This window comes from Rhodococcus sp. 008 (assembly GCF_001682295.1).
GTDB classification, from domain to species: domain Bacteria; phylum Actinomycetota; class Actinomycetes; order Mycobacteriales; family Mycobacteriaceae; genus Rhodococcus_F; species Rhodococcus_F qingshengii.
In genome coordinates this window covers 6,152,578-6,169,730 of record NZ_CP012749.1, presented here as the reverse complement: position 1 = coordinate 6,169,730, position 17,153 = coordinate 6,152,578, and the positions used below count along the sequence as shown (strand labels likewise).

The window sequence follows — 17,153 nt, the reverse complement described above, 5'->3', positions numbered from 1 at the left end:
ATGACTTCGACATCGACGTGGGGTCGATGGTGTGCGGAACACCCGCGCACCATCGACCTGGCACTGGCGATTCTCGTGCTCCTTGCCACGTGGACGGCGCACCGCATCGCGCTCGACGGCAATGACACCCGCGAGGTCACGGTTGTGGGAGTGCTTGTAACAGCGATCGCAGCGGCAACCATCGTGTTCCGAAGGCGCTATCCGTTCTCGGCACTGGCGGTGGCAGTACTGCTCGGCGTATTGATGATTGCACTGTCAGCGCCGCCGAATGCCGGCACAGGTTCCGCAGCGATGGTGTGCCTCTATTACGTTGCCAGCACGAGTGACCGCCGGAGGACCTTCTTCGCAGCGGCGAGCACAGTCAGCTCGCTGATGCTCGTCACGATCTTTTTGGGAGTGGGGAACAATCTCCTGCAGGAGGCACTGGGGTTGTTGTCGTGGTTGCTGATGGCAAGTTTTGCCGGCGCCGAGGTCCGTTCTCGCCGGGCCTATCTGGAGTCCGTCGAGGCGCGCGCGGTGCAAGCGGAAAGAATGCGCGAGGACGAGGCCCGACACCGCGTCGTCGAAGAAAGGATGCGGATTGCGCGAGACTTGCACGACGTTGTCGCGCACCACATTGCCTTGGTCAACCTGCAAGTCGGGGTCGCGTCGCACTTGATCGGGAAAGACCCGGAGAAGGCGACGACTGCACTACGCGGAGTGGAGGAAACGTCCAAGGCGGCACTCGATGAAATTCGGGCCACGGTCGGAGTTCTCCGTGATGCTCAGGACGGTGATCGCTCGATGAAGCCGGCTCCGGGGCTTTCGGATCTACCGGCACTGGTGGATCAATTCGTCAGTGCAGGAATGGAAATCGATGTGCGCGCTGCGGGTTCGCTGCGCCCACTCGGGCCCGCAGTAGATCTCACAGCGTACCGAATTATCCAGGAGGCACTCGTGAATGCGAGCAAGCATGCGCTGCCAGGAGCCGTCACCGTGTCGTTGTCATACGAAGCCGAGGTTCTGATGCTGTCGGTCGAAAACGCCGGAACGGCAGTGCCTTCGACGTCACCACCCGGGTACGGACTGCTGGGAATGAAGGAGAGGGCACAGGCGATGGGAGGCGAGGTCTCAGCAGGATTCCGCGCCGACGGGGGATTTCGTGTGGACGCCCAACTACCGCTTGTCTCGGTGTCCAGGGGTTCGGAGCGTGAGGAGTCGTGAGTATTCGGGTGGTAGTGGCAGACGATCAGGCGCTCTTCCGTCAAACGCTTGCGCTGCTGATCGGTTCGGAAGAGGACATGGAGGTGGTCGCCGAGGCGGCAGACGGAGAGCAGGCATTCCAGGCGGCGCTCGAGCATCGACCCGACGTTGTATTGATGGACATTCGAATGCCAGGCACCAGCGGAGTCGAAGCGACCGCCATGATTGCCGATCATCCGGATTTGACCGACGTGCACGTGTTGATTCTTACCACCTTCGAAGTGGATGAGCATGTGGCACAGGCGATCCGGGCGGGAGCCAGCGGCTTCATCGGCAAAGGAATCCGAGCCGAGGATCTACTCGATGCTGTTCGGACGGTCGCAGGTGGGAACTCTTTGCTGTCGCCGATTGCGACCAGCGCGTTGATTTCTCGGTTCCTTTCCACTCCGTCGCGGGCCGACTCGACTTCTGGGATTTTCGGTCAGTTGACCCCACGCGAACTCGAAGTGGTAACCCTCGTTGCCCTCGGGATGTCCAACGACGAAATCGCTGCGGAATTGGTGATCAGCGCGGTCACGGCAAAAACGCACGTGAACCGGGCGATGACAAAACTGGATGTCCGCGACCGCGCGCAACTGGTGGTTCTCGCCTATCAATGCGGTGTGGTGATTCCGGGACGCTCGGTGGATTGACTCGAGAAACTCTTGACTCGAACGGGTGTTCGAGTATTGTTTGGGGAGGGGATCGGGGGGTCAATGAGTGTCTTGTTGTCGGATGTGGTGTCGGGTTCTGCGGTGGGGTTGCGCGGACGGTTGTGGCAGTTGACTGCTGCCGAGTTGCGTGCTGCTGCTGTCGAGGCGAGTGCGGAGATTCTGCGCCTGGAAGCCGTTCGAGTGGCTGTGGTCGACGAACTCTCGTTGCGGCCGGATGATCAGGTGATTGCCAGTCGCGGGGTGGGTGCGTGGTTGGCGGCTAACACGATGCTGCAGGTCCGGGACGGGAAGAAGATCGCCGCCCTGGGTGCAGCTTTGCGGCCGCTTCCGGCGGTGGCTGCTCGGTTCGATTGCGGGGGTTGCTCGTTCGATCATGCCGTGTTGATCGTGGCGTTCTGTGAGTCACCGCCGAAGGGGATGCCGGAGGAGGCGCTCCCGAAGTGCATCGATTTGTTGTTGGCTGCTGCGTCGGGTGTGGAGGCGACGACGACGAAGGTGCGGAACGTGATCGCGACCTTGGAGCGGTTGTTCGAATCGGATGAGATTCCGCCCGCCGAGGATGTCGATCTCAATGAGTTGCGGATCGCGTCGACGTTGAACGGTCGGGTGGTGGTGCGTGGGGATTTCGACGCCCTGACCGGTGAAATGTTGTTGTCGGCGTTGTCGAATCTGACGATGCCGACCCCGGCACCGGACGGAACCCCCGACGCCCGGTCGGCTGCAAAACGAACCGCGGACGGGTTCACCGAACTGATCCGGCGCTATCTGGATTGCGCCAAAACCGGAACCGACGGCGGTCAACGCCCGCACGTGAACGTGCACATCAACGCCCGCGATCTGGCCGAGCATCGGGACTGCGCCGCCGCGCCCTCCGATGGTGAAGAGTCTCCGTCTGATCTTGATGTCGGGCATATGCCCTGGCTGGGACCGCTGTCGGTGTCGCAGAGCAGGCTTCTCGGGTGTGATTGTTTCCTCTCCACGGTCCTGCTCGACGATCACGGCGCGCCGCTCGATGCGAAACCAGGGAAGAGGTTGGTCACCGCCGAACAGCGAGTGGCGTTGATTGCCCGAGACAGAGGCTGTGCGTTCCCGGGTTGCACATGTGTACCGGCGTGGACCGATGCGCACCATATCCGGCACTGGGCGAACGGTGGCCCGACGGTGATGAACAACCTGGTCCTGCTGTGCCGTTCACATCATCGGTTGATGCACCGCAAATCCGGGTTCGTCGGGAAATGGGTGATCCGCATCGGTGTCGACAACAAACCGTGGTTCATCCCGCCACCCTCGATCGACCCGGGTCAGCAACCGCGGCCGGCGAACACCACCTTCAAAACCTGAGGACGAACCTCAGATGCACCAGAACATGCCCAGGTCTGTTTCAGACCCGCTGCTCTGTGTCCGACCGATTGGTGGGGTGGAGTCGAATGGTTGCGTGCTTTCGGGGCGGCTCTACTTTCGGGTGCCCGTGTGGCCTGTCCCACTCAGTGGGTCATTATTCCGTTGTTGCCGCGCCGGTTGTGCCAGGTCATTTGGACGTCTGACCTGCAGTGCAAAATCTTTCGTTAGAACACGTTCCAATTTCGCAGATTTGTGGCTATGGTCACAGAGATAGATGCGGGTGTGCGAATGAAAGGGTGAAGTGACGTGAAGACCAAGGGTGCAATCCTGTGGGGCCTCAATGAAAAGTGGTCCGTCGAGGAGATCGAGATCGGTGAGCCGGTAGCCGGCGAAGTTCAGATTCGCATGGAAGCGGCCGGAATGTGCCACTCCGATCACCACATCGTCACCGGCGCGACCCCGATGCCGTCGTTCCCCGTCATGGGTGGGCACGAGGGTTCGGGCGTCATCACCAAGCTCGGCCCGGAGGTCAAGGGTCTGGAGGTCGGCGACCACGTCGTTCTGTCCTTCATTCCGGCTTGTGGAACCTGTCCGGCGTGCTCGGCCGGCCATCAGAACCTGTGTGACCTCGGGATGGGCCTCCTCAGCGGCCAGGCCATCAGTGACGGTACCTACCGAATCCAGGCTCGCGGCGAAAACGTGATCCCGATGTGCCTGCTAGGGACGTTCTCGCCCTACATGGTCGTGAACCAGTCGTCAGTGGTGAAGATCGACAAGGATATTCCGTTCGAGGTTGCCGCACTCGTCGGTTGCGGCGTCCCGACCGGTTGGGGATCGGCAACCCACATCGCCGATGTGAAGCCCGGCGAAGACGTTGTGATCATGGGTGTCGGCGGCGTCGGTATCAGTGCGCTACAGGGTGCAGTTGCATCGGGCGCCCGGTACATCTTTGCCATCGACCCCGTGCCGTGGAAGCGTGAGCAGGCTCTGAAGTTCGGCGCAACGCACGCTTTCGAAAGCGCTGCCGCTGCCATTCAGCCGATCATCGACGCTACGTATGGCCGCATGGCGCAGAAGACGATCATCACCGTCGGCGAAATGAAGGGTGAGTACGTCGAAGAAGCGATGATTCTGACGGCAAAGGCCGGCCGTTGTGTCGTCACCGCAATGGGGCACCTGACGGACATGGATGTGAAGCTGAACCTGTTCCTGATGGCGATGCTTCAGAAGGACCTTCAGGGCAACATTTTCGGCGGTGGCAACGCTCGCCAGGACGTGCCGAACCTCCTCGCGATGTACAAGGCAGGCAAGCTGAACCTCGACGACATGGTCACTCGGACCTACACGCTCGAAGGCGTGAACGACGGCTACCAGGACATGTTGGATGGCAAGAACATCCGCGGCGTCATCCGCTACACCGAAGCTGACTGGTGATCGGAAGCGCAACCCTTGTGCCAGTAGTCTGATCGGGTGCCCAGTACTCACAGTCTCGACGTAATCCAGCAGTGGCCGGTCGACAATGCGGCAGCGGTCGTCCTCTCCGGAAAGAATCCCGGTGAGGGCGACCGCATTCGTGGTTTCAGTGGCGACCAGGCGCATGTTTTCCCCCTGGCTTCGGTGACAAAACTGTTGTGCGCCTACGCGATTCTCGTGGCAGTGGAGGAGGGGGCGGTCGAGTTGGATGGGCCGGCCGGGCCTGAGGGGTCGACCGTTCGTCATCTCCTCGCACATGCTTCGGGATTGGCATTCGCCGAACGTGTTGTTCAGGCTCCGGTGGCGTCGAAGCGGATCTACTCGAGTGCGGGGTTCGAGGTGCTTGCCGAGTTGGTTTCCCGGGAGACCGAGATCGAATTTGCCGACTATCTGGCCGAGGCGGTGTTCGCGCCATTGGCGATGACCAGCGCGGCTCTTGTCGGTCCGGCCGGTCACGGTGCGCAGGCATCGGCAGACGACTTGGCCAAGTTCGCGGCTGAACTGCTCTCGCCGACTCTGGTCTCGGCGCAGACGTTCGCAGAGGCGACAACTGTGCAGTTCCCGGGGCTCAACGGAATTCTTCCGGGCTATGGCTCTCAGCGCCCCAACGACTGGGGCCTCGGATTCGAAATTCGGGGCGACAAGCGTCCGCATTGGACGGGTCTCGAGAACTCGGCCGCTACCTTCGGTCATTTCGGCCAGTCCGGGACGTTTCTGTGGGTCGATCCCACGATCGGTACTGCGTGCGTCGTGCTTACCGATCGCGATTTCGGTGATTGGGCCAAGCCTTTGTGGACCGAATTGTCGGATGGCGTGGTCGGTGAAGTTTCGCGGTAGAGCACAAATTTCTCTCCTTCCACTGGCGCAACACGGGTAACACAAGGCACACTGTTCAATCGAGCGTGCTGCACGAACTCGACAGAGGTCGTTGGGGAAGACGTCCCTCGTCGAAGCAGGAGGCTCGAGTGCGCGAAATGAATCAATTCGCGGACGTGACGACTGGTGTGGTTTACATCCACTCGTCGCCCGCGGCGCTGTGCCCGCACGTGGATTGGGCTCTGTCCGCCACGTTGGACAGCCCTGCCAAGCTCAGATGGACCTCACAGCCTGCCTACGACGGGCTTCTGCGTGCGACGACGGACTGGACGGGTCCCGTCGGAACCTGTGCCCGCCTGGTCGACTCGCTACGCGCGTGGCCGATGTTGCGGTTCGAGGTCACCGAGGACCCGAGTCATGGCGTCGACGGCGAACGGTACAGCCATGTGCCCGGTCTGGGCCTGTGGCGCGGATCCACCAGTGCGAACGGTGATGTCGTCGTAGGGGAGATGAAACTGCGGTCCATCATGAATTCCGGTGGAGACATCGCCGCGGAAATCGATCGGGCGATAGGTACACCGTGGGACGAGGAACTCGAACCCTTCCGGAGTTCAGGCGAAGGTGCCGAAGTGACATGGCTGCGAAGGCGTGTCAGCTGACCGAGGTCCATCCTGAACCCGGAGTGCTCTCGCGGCTTGAACGACAAAGACTTGAATGACAAAGGTGGGCCCCGCCGTATCGGCGAGGCCCACCTTGCTGTCCAGGGTTGTCAGAGCGGAATGTTCTTGTGCCGCGCGCGGACAGATGGTGCAGACGCGAGGGCAGCGGTCACGATGCTGCGAGTCTTCGCCGGGTCGATTTCCTCGTCGACGACGCCGATTTCGACCGCGCGGTCGACGCCGCCCGCGATTGCCTCGTGCTCGGCAGCGAGTCGGTCGTGCAATGCTTCACGCTCGTCGTCCGGTGCAGCTGCGAGGGCCCGCTTGTGCAGGATGCCGACAGCAGCCTTCGCACCCATCACGGCTACTTCGGAGTTGGGCCAAGCGAATACGGCCGTGGCTCCCAGTGCTCGCGAGTTCATCGCGATGTAGGCGCCGCCGTAGATCTTTCGAGTGACGACGGTGACGCGGGGGACCGTTGCCTCGGCGAAGGCGTGAAGTAACTTCGCTCCGCGTCGGACAACGCCTTCCCACTCCATCGAGACGCCCGGCAAATACCCGGGAACATCGACGACGACCACGAGCGGCACGCCAAATGCGTTGCACAGTCGCACGAATCGAGCGGCCTTCTCTGCACTTTCGGAGTTCAGGCACCCCCCGAGTCGCAGTGGGTTGTTCGCAATGACGCCAACGGTGCGTCCGGCCATCCGGCCGAAACCGGTGACGATGCTCCGAGCGTAATTGCCTTGCAGTTCTTCGAAACTCGACTCGCCTTCGACGTTGTCGAGCATTTCGTGAACGATCGGACGAACGTCGTACGCGCGTTTCGCGGAGGCGGGCATCATGGCGCGCAGATCGCTGTCGCCGAGTTCCGCTGCCCGCTGATCGAATTCGCCCTGCTCGCACATCATCGAGACCAGGCGGCGCGCGCGGTGCAATGCGTCGGCCTCGTCGTGTGCGGCGATGTGCGCGACACCCGACTTCTTGGTGTGTGTGTCCGGACCGCCGAGTGACACCATGTCGACCTGTTCGCCGGTGACACTACGAACTACGTCTGGCCCGGTGACGAACACTCGGCCTTCCGGCGCCATGATCACGACATCGGTGAGGGCTGGACCATACGCGGCTCCGCCAGCGGCAAAGCCGAGCACGACGGAAATTTGAGGTATGAGACCCGACGCGCGGACCATGGCCTCGAAGACCAGTCCGACGGCGTGGAGCGCCTCGACGCCTTCAGCCAGACGCGCGCCACCGGAGTGCCAGAGGCCCACGATGGGGGACTCTTCCTCGATAGCGGTATCGATGGCTTTGACGAGGTGTTTGCAACCGTCGACGCCCATGGCGCCACCCATGACAGTGGCGTCGGAGCAGTATGCGATGGTGCGGACGCCGTCGATGTTTCCGGACGCAGCGAGCACACCGGACTTGTCACGGGCGTGGAGCGGCACTGTTGTGCCGGGGTCGAACAGATTTTCCAGGCGCGCAAGAGGATCGCGCGGGTCTGTCGATGATTCGGACTTTGTCACGGGGGCCAGGATGGTCATCGCGTCCTCCTTCAGTACGAGCCTTGGGTGGAACGAAAGGTCGGTGTTGTCCGCGGGTGACGTTGTGTTGCAACGACACCCGCGGACAGGTGCAAACCGCGGTTCGGGCTAGGCCCGACCGAAGGCGAGCGCGACATTGTGCCCACCGAAACCGAACGAGTTGTTCAGTGCGAAATCGAAAGAGCCGGTTCGGGGTTCACCCTTGACGACATCGAGATCGATTTCTGGATCCTGGCTGTCAACATTGAGCGTGGGCGGGATGATCCCGTCACGCACTGCCAGAACCGTGAGGACTGATTCGAGGGCGCCGACAGCGCCGATCGAGTGTCCCAGCGCGGATTTCGGGCCGTACACCGCAGCGTGATTGCCGACCGCTGCGTTGATTGCCTTTGCCTCTGCGATGTCACCGATCGGCGTCGCAGTGGCATGGGCGTTGATGTGCTTGATGTCGGACTTCGTCAGTCCGGCCATCTCGATTGCTCGGGTCATGGCTCGCGCCGCGCCCAGGCCTTCCGGATGCGGTGCCACGATGTGGTACCCGTCCGAAGTGATTCCGGAACCAAGCAGGCGGGCGTGAATCGTTGCCCCGCGTGCCTTTGCGTGCTCCTCGGTTTCGAGGATCATCAAGGCGCCGGCTTCGCCGAAGACAAATCCGTCGCGGTCCTTGTCAAAAGGACGTGAAGCTGCGGCCGGATTGTCGTTGTTGGTGCTCATCGCACGCATCATGGCGAAGCTCGCGATCGGAACGGCGTCGATGAAGCTCTCGACTCCACCAGCCACAACCATGTCCGCGTCACCCATGACAAGCATGCGGTGAGCGTGAGCAATTGCCTCGGAACCTGATGAACATGCCGACACCGGAGTGATGACGCCACCGCGGGCCCCGAGTTCGAGTCCGACCGTTGCGGCCGGTCCGTTGGGCATGACCATCTGCACCGAGAACGGGGACACCTTGCGGTATCCGCCGCCACGGAGCTTGTCGACGGCGTCGATGAGCGTGTCGCCGCCGCCGAGTCCGGTGCCGATGACAACGGCCAGGCGGTCCTGATCGACTTCAGGGCTGCCGGCGTTGCTCCAGACCGTGCGACTCAACGTGAGGGCAAGGCGTTCCACCCAGCTCATCCGTCGAATTTCGACGCGGGACAAGCCCTCGTCCGGTGAAACCTTCAGGTGCCCGCCGATGCGAATGGGAAGGTCGAACTCGTCGATGAACGGGTCATCGAGGATTCCGATGCCGCTTTCGCCGGCGAGTAGCGCCTTCCACGTGCCATCCACATCACCAGCCACCGAGGTCGACGTCGCGAGGCTCGTGACGACGATGTCGGGGAATTTCCCTTTGCGGGTAGAAGCGGAAGTCACGGTCGGCTCACTCTGCGTTCTTGGCTTCGGCGCCTTCGGCTTCGAGCTTCTGGATGTACGCGACGATGTCGCCGACGGTGCGCAGACCTGCAAGATCCTCGTCGGGGACCTTCACGCCGTACTTGTCTTCGGTCTGAACGGCGATCTCGACCATGGACAGGGAGTCGATATCGAGGTCGTCCACGAAGGACTTGTCGACGGTGACCTCGGAAGGCTCGATACCGGTGACCTCCTCCACGATCTGGCCGAGTTCCGCGATGATTTCTTCCTGAGTGTGGGCCACTGGTGTGGCTCCCTTCTTGATCGATTGAGGTGGGGTGAAACGTCCGGCCGCCGTTCGGGCTGATCGGCCGGGTGGGCGTCCGAGCTAGGTCAGCTCGGACAGTGCGGAGATATCCTCCGGGTTCTTGAGGGCCACCGTCGGTGTGCCACGCATTTCACGCTTGGCAATTCCGACGAGGGTTCCGGCCGGCGGGAGTTCCACGATCGCGCTGACTTCTGCTGTCCGCAACGACGCGGAGCAGAGGTCCCAACGAACGGGGCGGGTTACCTGCGCGGCAAGCTTGGTGAGGGCGTCGGCGCCCGAGGAGACGGGTGTGCCATCCGAGTTGGAAAGCAGCGTGCGCGTCGGATCGGAAGGGGTGATCTTGGCGGCAGCAGCTGCGACGGCGTCCTGCGCAGGCGCCATGAAGCGGGTGTGGAAAGCTCCGGCGACGGGTAGTGCGCGGACTCGGGCCTTTTCGGGTGCGTTTGCTGCGAGTTCTTCGAGCGCGGTGAGCAGTCCGGCCGCCACGATCTGGCCGGCCGCATTGCGGTTGGCTGCTTCCAGCCCGAGTTCTTCGATTCGTGCGAGCACTTCGGCTTCGTCTCCACCGAGAACGGCTGACATGCCCGTGGGCTCGAGCGCACAAGCCTTGGCCATCTCGGCGCCACGGAGGGCGGCAAGCGCGACCGCGTCGTCAGCAGAGATAACACCGGCGACCGCAGCAGCGGCAAGCTCACCCACCGAATGGCCGGCAGCGATGACGTCGGCGCCGAGGAGCCCACGTGATTCGATTTCCTCGTATGCCAGCAGAGCAGCGGCAACGACGAGGGGCTGGGTTACCGAGGTGTCGGTGATTTCTTCGGCGGTCGCGGTCGTGCCGAGTCGGACGAGGTCCAGGCCGGCTGCCTTCGACCACACTTCGAGGCGGTCTTGTGCTCCGGGCAGTGCCAGCCAGGGGCTGAGCATGCCGGGTGTCTGAGAGCCCTGTCCCGGGGCGAGCAACGAAATCACTTATTAAGAGAACACCGCCGCGAGCGACCTGCGAGATGTCGGTCGCGATGAACTCTGGCGAAGTGTTTTGTAGGGTTCCCACAAAATCCCACGTCGCGCTCGGCCATCGAAATTGGACGCTCAGGGGTTACAGGTTTGTTTGTCCGGATGTTAAAGATGTGACTGAAGTAACCGAATTGTTCGATTTGAGATCGATTTGTGTCAATCGGCCCACGGTAGCGGCGATCCGTAGTACATACGCGTCGCGTGGATTCGTTGGATCCCGGCCGGTAACTTCGGCGATTCGCTTCAAGCGGTACCGAACGGTATTTGGATGAACAAACAGAAGACGTGCACAAGTCTCAACCGCACCTCCACAGTCGAGATAACTGTCTAAAGTATCGGTCAAGACTGTGCCGGATTCAGCTAAAGGTGCGACGAGGAAATCGCGAAGAGCCTTCACGGCAGCGGCGTCTCCCAGTAGTGCCCGTTCCGGGAGCAGTTCAGTCGCGAAAACGGGACGAGGTGCGCCGCGCCACCCGGCAACAGCCTTGATTCCCGCCAGAGCTTCGGACGCACTGAAGTGCGCTGCGCTCAACGAGGGTGTCGTCGGGCCGATCACCACCGGCTCGTCGGCGAAACTCATGAGCAGGTCTTGAAGGAATTGGCTGCCTTCCGTCTTACTGCTCAGCTCGCCGCTGACGATCATCACCAGTCGCGGACCCTGCACCACGGCGAGAACAGCGCGCCCGTGCGCGGCGGCAGTCGCGTGGACGGTGCCGGCAACCGAGACCCGCTCGTCCGGCGGGGGAGACCCGACGATGACGGTGGCCGGAGCCGTGGCATCCCAGTTCAAGGTGGCGGCGCGAGAGAGCATGTCCGAGCCGGTGTCTCCCTGCACGACGGCGTCGACGACGAGCGCTTCCAGTCGCGTGTCCAGGGCACCCCGCGACTCGGCAGCGCTTGCGTACACCGTCGCTGCTGCGAAACCGAGTTCACGCCCGTAGCGCAGGACGGCTTCTGTCAGCGCGATCAGCTGCTGATCGTTGCGGGCGAGAGCCGGCAGCCATTTCTCGAAGAACTCCATCGCCACCCGGACCATGTCGACGGTCTGGCGCAGCGTGAGCTGTCGAGCAAGATCCTGAGGGATGACCGGAAACGACTCGTATCCGAAGCTGATCTCCGAGTCGAGTTGCCGCAGCCATTCCAGGAAATTCACCACCGACGTCTGCACCAACAGTTGAACGTCGGCGCGTTGCGAAGCGTCGAGACTGTCGAAGAACGGAAGCTGCTCCTCCATCACGGTCACGGCCTCGGTGGAGAGCCGGCCGGAGAACTGTTTGACGCGGCGGAGCAAGGCTTCTGGAAGTGGATCGCGAACCTGACGACGGCGGGCGAGTACAGCCTGCAACCCGGACGACTGTGGTCGAGTGCGGCGTACGCCCTCTTCGGGTTTCTCGGGATCAGGTTCGGGCATGAGAAAAACCTACGCCCATCGCCGCAGCGGATGTCGAGATGACACCCGCGGCGATGGGCGTAGGTCTGTTTTCGATCGCTGGGACTGTTGCCCTACGACTTAGGCGCTACCGGTGTCCCCGGTCTGCTCGGGAGCAGCATTCACGTCGTCGATGCGGTATCGGCTCGCTGCTTCGACGGCCTTCGACCGCTCGATCGATCCTTCCTTCGCCAAACCGATCAGCACGGCAACGACGATGGATTCGGCATCGACGTTGAAGTAGCGACGCGCAGCGGTGCGGGTGTCGGAGAACCCGAACCCGTCCGTGCCGAGCGTGGTGTAGTCGCCGGGAACCCACTGACGGATCTGGTCCGAGACCGCCCGCATCCAGTCCGAAGCCGCGACGACGGGGCCTTGGGCCGACGACAACGCCGTGGTGACGAAGGGAACCGGAGCATCCTCGGACGGATTGAGCAGCGCCTGACGTTCGCATTCGACGCCTTCGCGGCGCAGCTCACCCCAGGAGGTGACCGACCAGACGTCGGCCGAGACGCCCCATTCGTCGGCGAGCAGCTTCTGCGCGCGCAGCCCCTCGGGCATCGCGACACCGGAGACGAGGATCTGTGCCTTCGGGCCCGATGCTTCGGACGTCTTGTAGAGGTAGATGCCCTTGAGCAAGCCCTCGACGTCGAGACCTTCGGGCTCGGCCGGCTGAACGTACGGCTCGTTGTAGATGGTCAGGTAGTAGAAGATGTTCTCGCCACCGAAACCGTCGACGCCCTCGGTGCCGCCGTACATGCGGCGCAAGCCGTCCTTGACGATGTGCGCCAACTCGTACGAGAACGCGGCGTCGTACGTGACAGCTGCGGGGTTGGTGGATGCCAGGAGCAGCGAGTGTCCGTCGGCGTGCTGGAGACCTTCACCGGTCAGAGTTGTACGACCGGCGGTGGCGCCGAGAACGAATCCCCGAGCCATCTGGTCGGCAGCCGCCCACAGGCCGTCGCCGGTGCGCTGGAAACCGAACATCGAGTAGAAGATGTACAGCGGAATCATCGGTTCACCGTGGGTGGCGTACGACGTGCCGACTGCGGTGAACGATGCCGTCGAGCCGGCCTCGTTGATGCCCTCGTGCAGGATCTGGCCGATCGGGCTCTCCTTGTAGGCGAGCATGAGTTCGGCGTCGACGGAGGTGTAGAGCTGCCCGTTGCGGTTGTAGATCTTCAGCGACGGGAACCACGAGTCCATACCGAACGTGCGAGCCTCGTCCGGGATGATCGGCACGATGCGCTTGCCGATTTCCTTGTCGCGCAACAGTTCCTTGAGGATGCGCACGATCGCCATGGTGGTGGCGACTTCCTGCTTGCCCGAACCCTTGCGGATGACGTCGTACGTCTTGTCCTCGGGGAGCTTGAGCGGCGCCGCATCGGTGTTGCGGGAAGGCAGGAACCCGCCGAGTGCTTTACGACGGTCGAGCATGTACTTGATCTCGGGAGCGTCCGCGCCCGGGTGGTAGTACGGAGGCAGGTACGGATCCTTCTCGAGCTCGGCGTCCGAGATCGGGATGTGCTGCATGTCGCGGAACGCCTTGAGATCGTCCAGCGTCAGCTTCTTCATCTGGTGTGTGGCGTTGCGGCCCTCGAAGTGCTTACCGAGGGTGTAGCCCTTGATGGTGTGCGCCAGGATGACCGTCGGCTGGCCCTTGTGTGCCATGGCCGCTGCGTAGGCGGCGTGGACCTTGCGGTAGTCGTGGCCACCGCGCTTGAGGTTCCAGATTTCCTGGTCTGTGAGGTCCTTGACCAGTTCCTTGGTGCGGGGGTCACGTCCGAAGAAGTGATCGCGTACGAACGCGCCGTCGTTGGCCTTGTACGTCTGGTAGTCACCGTCCGGCGTCACGTTCATGAGGTTGACCAGTGCGCCGTCGCGATCGGCGTGCAGCAGCGCATCCCACTCGCGACCCCAGACGACCTTGATGACGTTCCAGCCGGCACCGCGGAAGAACGATTCCAGTTCCTGGATGATCTTTCCGTTGCCGCGGACCGGGCCGTCGAGGCGTTGGAGGTTGCAGTTCACGACGAACGTGAGGTTGTCGAGGCCTTCGGTTGCCGCGACGTGAGCGAGGCCGCGTGACTCGGGCTCGTCCATTTCGCCGTCGCCGAGGAACGCCCACACGTGCTGATCGGTGGTGTCCTTGATGCCGCGGTCGTTGAGGTAGTGGTTGAACCGGGCCTGGTAGATGGCGTTCATCGGGCCGAGGCCCATCGAGACCGTCGGGAACTCCCAGAAGTCGGGAAGCAGCCGTGGGTGCGGGTAGGACGGCAGTGCGCCGCCGAAGTCGGCGTGGGACTTCTCCTGGCGGAATCCGTCGAGCTGTTCCGCGGGGATCCGGCCCTCGAGGAAGGCGCGCGCGTAGATGCCGGGGGAGGCGTGACCCTGGATGAAGATGTGGTCGCCGCCGCCGGGATGGTCCTTGCCGCGGAAGAAGTGGTTGAAGCCGACCTCGTACAACGCTGCCGAGGATGCATAGGTCGAGATGTGACCGCCGACGCCGACGCCCGGTCGCTGAGCGCGGTGGACCATGATCGCGGCGTTCCAACGGATCCAGGCGCGATAGCGGCGCTCGACCTCTTCGTCGCCGGGGAACCACGGCTCGTTTTCGGTCGGAATCGTGTTGACGTAGTCGGTCGAAGTGAGCGCGGGGAGTGCGACGTGCTTCTCGCCGGCGCGTTCGAGCATGCGGAGCATGAGGTAGCGGGCACGCGTGGGTCCGGATCGATCCAGAAGTCCGTCGAATGATTCGAGCCATTCGGTGGTCTCGTCCGGATCGATGTCCGGCAGGTACGACGCAACACCTTCGCGAATGACGCGAACGCGACCGTCGGTTCCCCCCGGCGTATTCGACGCGGGCGAACCCGACTCGCCGGCGGCGCCGGAATCGGCGTTCTGCCCGGACGCGGGACCCTGGATCAGGTCAGACAACGTGTGCTCCTCATTGGTTTGGGGACGCGTGGTGGGGCGTCCTTACATAGGTGATCGAGGCCTTGTTAGGTCCGACGCACTTCCATCGTGAATATGGCGCGTACCTCATCTTTCACCATCCCGGTCGGTCCGGCACACCTCGCCTCTGGTTACTCTCGGGTAGCGTTTTTCGGCGTGACGCAGGGGTGTGATGGTTCCCCGTAGTCACAGGCTTGGGGGATCGATCGGAACGTATGAAGGGGTGGGAAAAAATAAACAAAGAAATCAATTACGGCAGGGTCGGGGCGTGGGTCTCGGTCGGATCGATCGCAGTGGGACTGTCGGTGATCGTGGGATGTTCGGCGGCGGTGACCGGATCGGCAGTACCCAATGAAGCGCACGTGGCTGCATACCAATCCGAGGTGAGTATTTCGATGGCCGCCGCGTCCTCGTCGAAAGCGGCGGCAGATGCGGCAGAGGCAGCGTTCGCGATCTGTGAGGAAGCGGTCTCTCGATCGAAAAACGACGTGGTTGCGTTCAATGCCTACGTCGACGCCGGAAATCATGGTGAGACGGACCTGAGAGCCGAAGCAAGCGCCGCTGCTTCGTCGGCCAGGGACACCGCCTCGTGGTTCGACTCGGTCGCGAGTGAACTTCCGGCGCAACTTTCCGGACTGTTCGCCGAATTGGCCGCGAACCTACGTTCATCTGCTGTCGTGATCGAGAGTGATCATTCGGCGGATGAAATCAATTCGATCAGCGATGCGAGCAATTCGATTCGCAAGTCGATCTTCGATGAATGTGGATCCCTGTGACCTGCGGTAATCCGCAGGCGTAAGGTTCGCCGTGTGTCAGAAGACGATCTTTGGTGAAAGTTTTCGGCGTGGTCGGCTTGCGCTAACGCCTCAGACCATGTTCGCTTTCCCTAATTGATCGTCAAACGGTAGGTGTGCGGGGTCGCCACACACCATCAACAAAAGGAGGACCCCACCGTGGTCGCCGCGGCGGATGCCCAGAACTACGCTCAGAAACTCGGGATTACCACTGACATGGTGGTGCAGGAACTGGGCTGGGATGAGGATACCGACGACGGCATTCGTGCCGCGGTTGAGGAAACCATCGGCGGGGAAATGCTCGACGAGGATTCCGACGAGGTCATCGACGTCGTGCTGCTGTGGTGGCGCGACGAGGACGGTGACCTGGTGGACGCCCTCATGGATGCCATCGGGCCCCTCGCCGACGAAGGCTTCGTGTGGGTTCTCACTCCCAAGACCGGTCTCGACGGACACGTCGAGCCCAGCGAGATCGCCGAATCGGCGCCGACTGCCGGCCTGACGCAGACATCGGCAGCCAACCTTGGTGACTGGTCGGGAAGTCGACTGGTTCAGCCGAAGGCTCGTCCGGCCAACAAGCGCTGACCCGGTCCTTTCCGCACTTTCCCAAGGAATCGCACATGCCTCTCGAAGTTGGTGCCCAGGCACCGGATTTCACCTTGAAGGACCAGAACAACCAGGAAGTTTCGCTCGCAGATTTCCGCGGTAAGAAGAACGTTCTGCTGGTCTTCTATCCGTTGGCCTTCACCGGGACTTGTCAGGGGGAACTCTGCAAGGTCCGTGACGAGCTTCCGAAGTTCGAGAACGACGACACCGCCATTCTCGCGATTTCTGTCGGTGCTTCGCCGACTCACAAGATCTGGTCGGCCGAGCAGGGATACACATTTCCCTTGCTGTCGGACTTCTGGCCGCACGGTGAGGTCGCTCAGAAGTACGAGGTGTTCAACGACAAGTTGGGCTTCGCGAATCGTGGCACCTTTGTCATCGACAAAGACGGAATCATTCGTTTTGCCGAGATGAACGGTCCCGGAGAAGCCCGTGACCACGGACTTTGGGCAAATGCGCTTGCCGCGCTAGAGTCTTAGAGCACTCCCGGTGAGGGTCTCACCGGGAGTTCGGGCGTGTAGCTCAGTGGTAGAGCTCTGGTTTTACACACCAGCGGTCGGGGGTTCGAAACCCTCCGCGCCCACCGAAGAATTCAAACCCCGATCTGCATGTCGATGCAGATCGGGGTTTTTCGTTTTCGGCAACGAATTGTCCGCAATACGCCATTCTGGACGCATGTCCAGTTCTGTGATCGAAGTAGCCGTCGACCCGACGCGCGTGCATCCCACCCGTCCGCACATACACATCGCCGAGATGCCCAGTCTCAGTGTTGCGTTGTTCGCGGGGCAGACGATCCGGGTTCGTTCCCAGAGCGACGCACTCGCGACCGGGATTGCCCGTGTCTGGGAAATCAACCGAATGCACCGCTTGATCTACCTGACGATCGACTGGGACGGGTAGAGATCGGCTCGTGCAGACACGTGACGGTTGGCCAGAGAACGAGCGTCGCTGCTACAACTAC

Annotated in this window: 16 protein-coding genes and 1 tRNA gene; 11 read left to right on the top strand and 6 right to left on the bottom strand. The window is 62.2% G+C overall.

The window, feature by feature from the left end:
- The 6 genes from AOT96_RS28450 (at nucleotide 1) to AOT96_RS28425 (ending at nucleotide 6,184) form a co-directional block, all read left to right on the top strand.
- Nucleotides 1–1,203 (top strand): sensor histidine kinase, encoded by a 1,203-nt coding sequence (locus AOT96_RS28450; RefSeq protein WP_065352615.1) that lies wholly within the window; start codon nucleotides 1–3, stop codon nucleotides 1,201–1,203.
- The gene (locus AOT96_RS28445) at nucleotides 1,200–1,874 is read left to right on the top strand and encodes a response regulator transcription factor (protein WP_042450142.1); all 675 of its coding nucleotides are present in this window, start codon (nucleotides 1,200–1,202) and stop codon (nucleotides 1,872–1,874) included. The genes AOT96_RS28450 and AOT96_RS28445 overlap by 4 nt, the downstream gene beginning before the upstream one ends.
- A gap of 63 nt (nucleotides 1,875–1,937) precedes the next feature.
- Nucleotides 1,938–3,236, top strand: coding sequence for an HNH endonuclease signature motif containing protein (locus AOT96_RS28440; RefSeq protein ID WP_065352614.1), 1,299 nt, complete (start codon nucleotides 1,938–1,940; stop codon nucleotides 3,234–3,236).
- Between the two features lie 306 nt (nucleotides 3,237–3,542).
- Nucleotides 3,543–4,670 carry an NDMA-dependent alcohol dehydrogenase gene (locus AOT96_RS28435; RefSeq protein ID WP_003941638.1) on the top strand — a complete coding sequence of 376 codons (1,128 nt, stop codon included), beginning with the start codon at nucleotides 3,543–3,545 and terminating at the stop codon, nucleotides 4,668–4,670.
- A 36-nt stretch (nucleotides 4,671–4,706) separates the two neighbouring features.
- Nucleotides 4,707–5,546: a serine hydrolase domain-containing protein gene (locus AOT96_RS28430; RefSeq protein WP_065352613.1), complete on the top strand. Its 840-nt coding sequence runs from the start codon at nucleotides 4,707–4,709 to the stop codon at nucleotides 5,544–5,546.
- Nucleotides 5,547–5,674: 128 nt separating this feature from the next.
- Nucleotides 5,675–6,184: a DUF3145 domain-containing protein gene (locus AOT96_RS28425; RefSeq protein ID WP_042445731.1), complete on the top strand. Its 510-nt coding sequence runs from the start codon at nucleotides 5,675–5,677 to the stop codon at nucleotides 6,182–6,184.
- Nucleotides 6,185–6,294: 110 nt separating this feature from the next.
- On the opposite strand, the gene AOT96_RS28420 is transcribed toward AOT96_RS28425, so the two are convergent.
- From AOT96_RS28420 to aceE, 6 genes are all read right to left on the bottom strand, one after another.
- The gene (locus AOT96_RS28420; RefSeq protein WP_003941597.1) at nucleotides 6,295–7,728 is read right to left on the bottom strand and encodes an acyl-CoA carboxylase subunit beta; all 1,434 of its coding nucleotides are present in this window, start codon (nucleotides 7,726–7,728) and stop codon (nucleotides 6,295–6,297) included.
- Between the two features lie 108 nt (nucleotides 7,729–7,836).
- Nucleotides 7,837–9,087 carry a KasA/KasB family beta-ketoacyl-ACP synthase gene (locus AOT96_RS28415; RefSeq protein ID WP_003941591.1) on the bottom strand — a complete coding sequence of 417 codons (1,251 nt, stop codon included), beginning with the start codon at nucleotides 9,085–9,087 and terminating at the stop codon, nucleotides 7,837–7,839.
- A 7-nt stretch (nucleotides 9,088–9,094) separates the two neighbouring features.
- Complete coding sequence (gene acpM, locus AOT96_RS28410) at nucleotides 9,095–9,370, bottom strand: meromycolate extension acyl carrier protein AcpM (protein ID WP_003941649.1); 276 nt, start codon at nucleotides 9,368–9,370, stop codon at nucleotides 9,095–9,097.
- Nucleotides 9,371–9,454: 84 nt separating this feature from the next.
- Nucleotides 9,455–10,363 (bottom strand): ACP S-malonyltransferase, encoded by a 909-nt coding sequence (locus AOT96_RS28405; protein WP_007735477.1) that lies wholly within the window; start codon nucleotides 10,361–10,363, stop codon nucleotides 9,455–9,457.
- A 127-nt stretch (nucleotides 10,364–10,490) separates the two neighbouring features.
- Complete coding sequence (locus AOT96_RS28400) at nucleotides 10,491–11,819, bottom strand: PucR family transcriptional regulator (RefSeq protein WP_003941635.1); 1,329 nt, start codon at nucleotides 11,817–11,819, stop codon at nucleotides 10,491–10,493.
- A 99-nt stretch (nucleotides 11,820–11,918) separates the two neighbouring features.
- Complete coding sequence (gene aceE, locus AOT96_RS28395) at nucleotides 11,919–14,774, bottom strand: pyruvate dehydrogenase (acetyl-transferring), homodimeric type (protein WP_042445740.1); 2,856 nt, start codon at nucleotides 14,772–14,774, stop codon at nucleotides 11,919–11,921.
- Nucleotides 14,775–15,154: 380 nt separating this feature from the next.
- Between aceE and AOT96_RS28385 the strand changes: the two genes are divergently transcribed.
- The 5 genes from AOT96_RS28385 to AOT96_RS28365 all read left to right on the top strand — a co-directional run bounded on the left by AOT96_RS28385 (nucleotide 15,155) and on the right by AOT96_RS28365 (nucleotide 17,092).
- Nucleotides 15,155–15,568, top strand: coding sequence for a hypothetical protein (locus AOT96_RS28385; RefSeq protein ID WP_230793127.1), 414 nt, complete (start codon nucleotides 15,155–15,157; stop codon nucleotides 15,566–15,568).
- Nucleotides 15,569–15,745: 177 nt separating this feature from the next.
- A complete protein-coding gene (locus AOT96_RS28380; RefSeq protein ID WP_003941575.1) occupies nucleotides 15,746–16,171 on the top strand; it encodes a DUF3052 domain-containing protein in 426 nt (141 codons plus the stop codon).
- 35 nt (nucleotides 16,172–16,206) lie between these two features.
- On the top strand, nucleotides 16,207–16,671 hold the full coding sequence (locus tag AOT96_RS28375) for a peroxiredoxin (RefSeq protein ID WP_003941619.1): 465 nt from the start codon (nucleotides 16,207–16,209) through the stop codon (nucleotides 16,669–16,671).
- Nucleotides 16,672–16,703: 32 nt separating this feature from the next.
- Nucleotides 16,704–16,775: transfer RNA gene (locus AOT96_RS28370), tRNA-Val, on the top strand.
- Nucleotides 16,776–16,867: 92 nt separating this feature from the next.
- Nucleotides 16,868–17,092 carry a hypothetical protein gene (locus AOT96_RS28365; RefSeq protein WP_050656439.1) on the top strand — a complete coding sequence of 75 codons (225 nt, stop codon included), beginning with the start codon at nucleotides 16,868–16,870 and terminating at the stop codon, nucleotides 17,090–17,092.
- Nucleotides 17,093–17,153 lie beyond the last annotated feature (61 nt).

Excerpts from the sequence above, each read along its gene's own strand:
- AOT96_RS28450 (WP_065352615.1), top strand. The coding sequence starts at position 1 with ATGACTTCGACATCGACGTGGGGTCGATGGTGTGCGGAACACCCGCGC.
- AOT96_RS28440 (WP_065352614.1), top strand. The coding sequence starts at position 1,938 with ATGAGTGTCTTGTTGTCGGATGTGGTGTCGGGTTCTGCGGTGGGGTTG.
- AOT96_RS28420 (WP_003941597.1), bottom strand. The coding sequence starts at position 7,728 with ATGACCATCCTGGCCCCCGTGACAAAGTCCGAATCATCGACAGACCCG.
- AOT96_RS28400 (WP_003941635.1), bottom strand. The coding sequence starts at position 11,819 with ATGCCCGAACCTGATCCCGAGAAACCCGAAGAGGGCGTACGCCGCACT.
- AOT96_RS28375 (WP_003941619.1), top strand. The coding sequence starts at position 16,207 with ATGCCTCTCGAAGTTGGTGCCCAGGCACCGGATTTCACCTTGAAGGAC.
- AOT96_RS28365 (WP_050656439.1), top strand. The coding sequence starts at position 16,868 with ATGTCCAGTTCTGTGATCGAAGTAGCCGTCGACCCGACGCGCGTGCAT.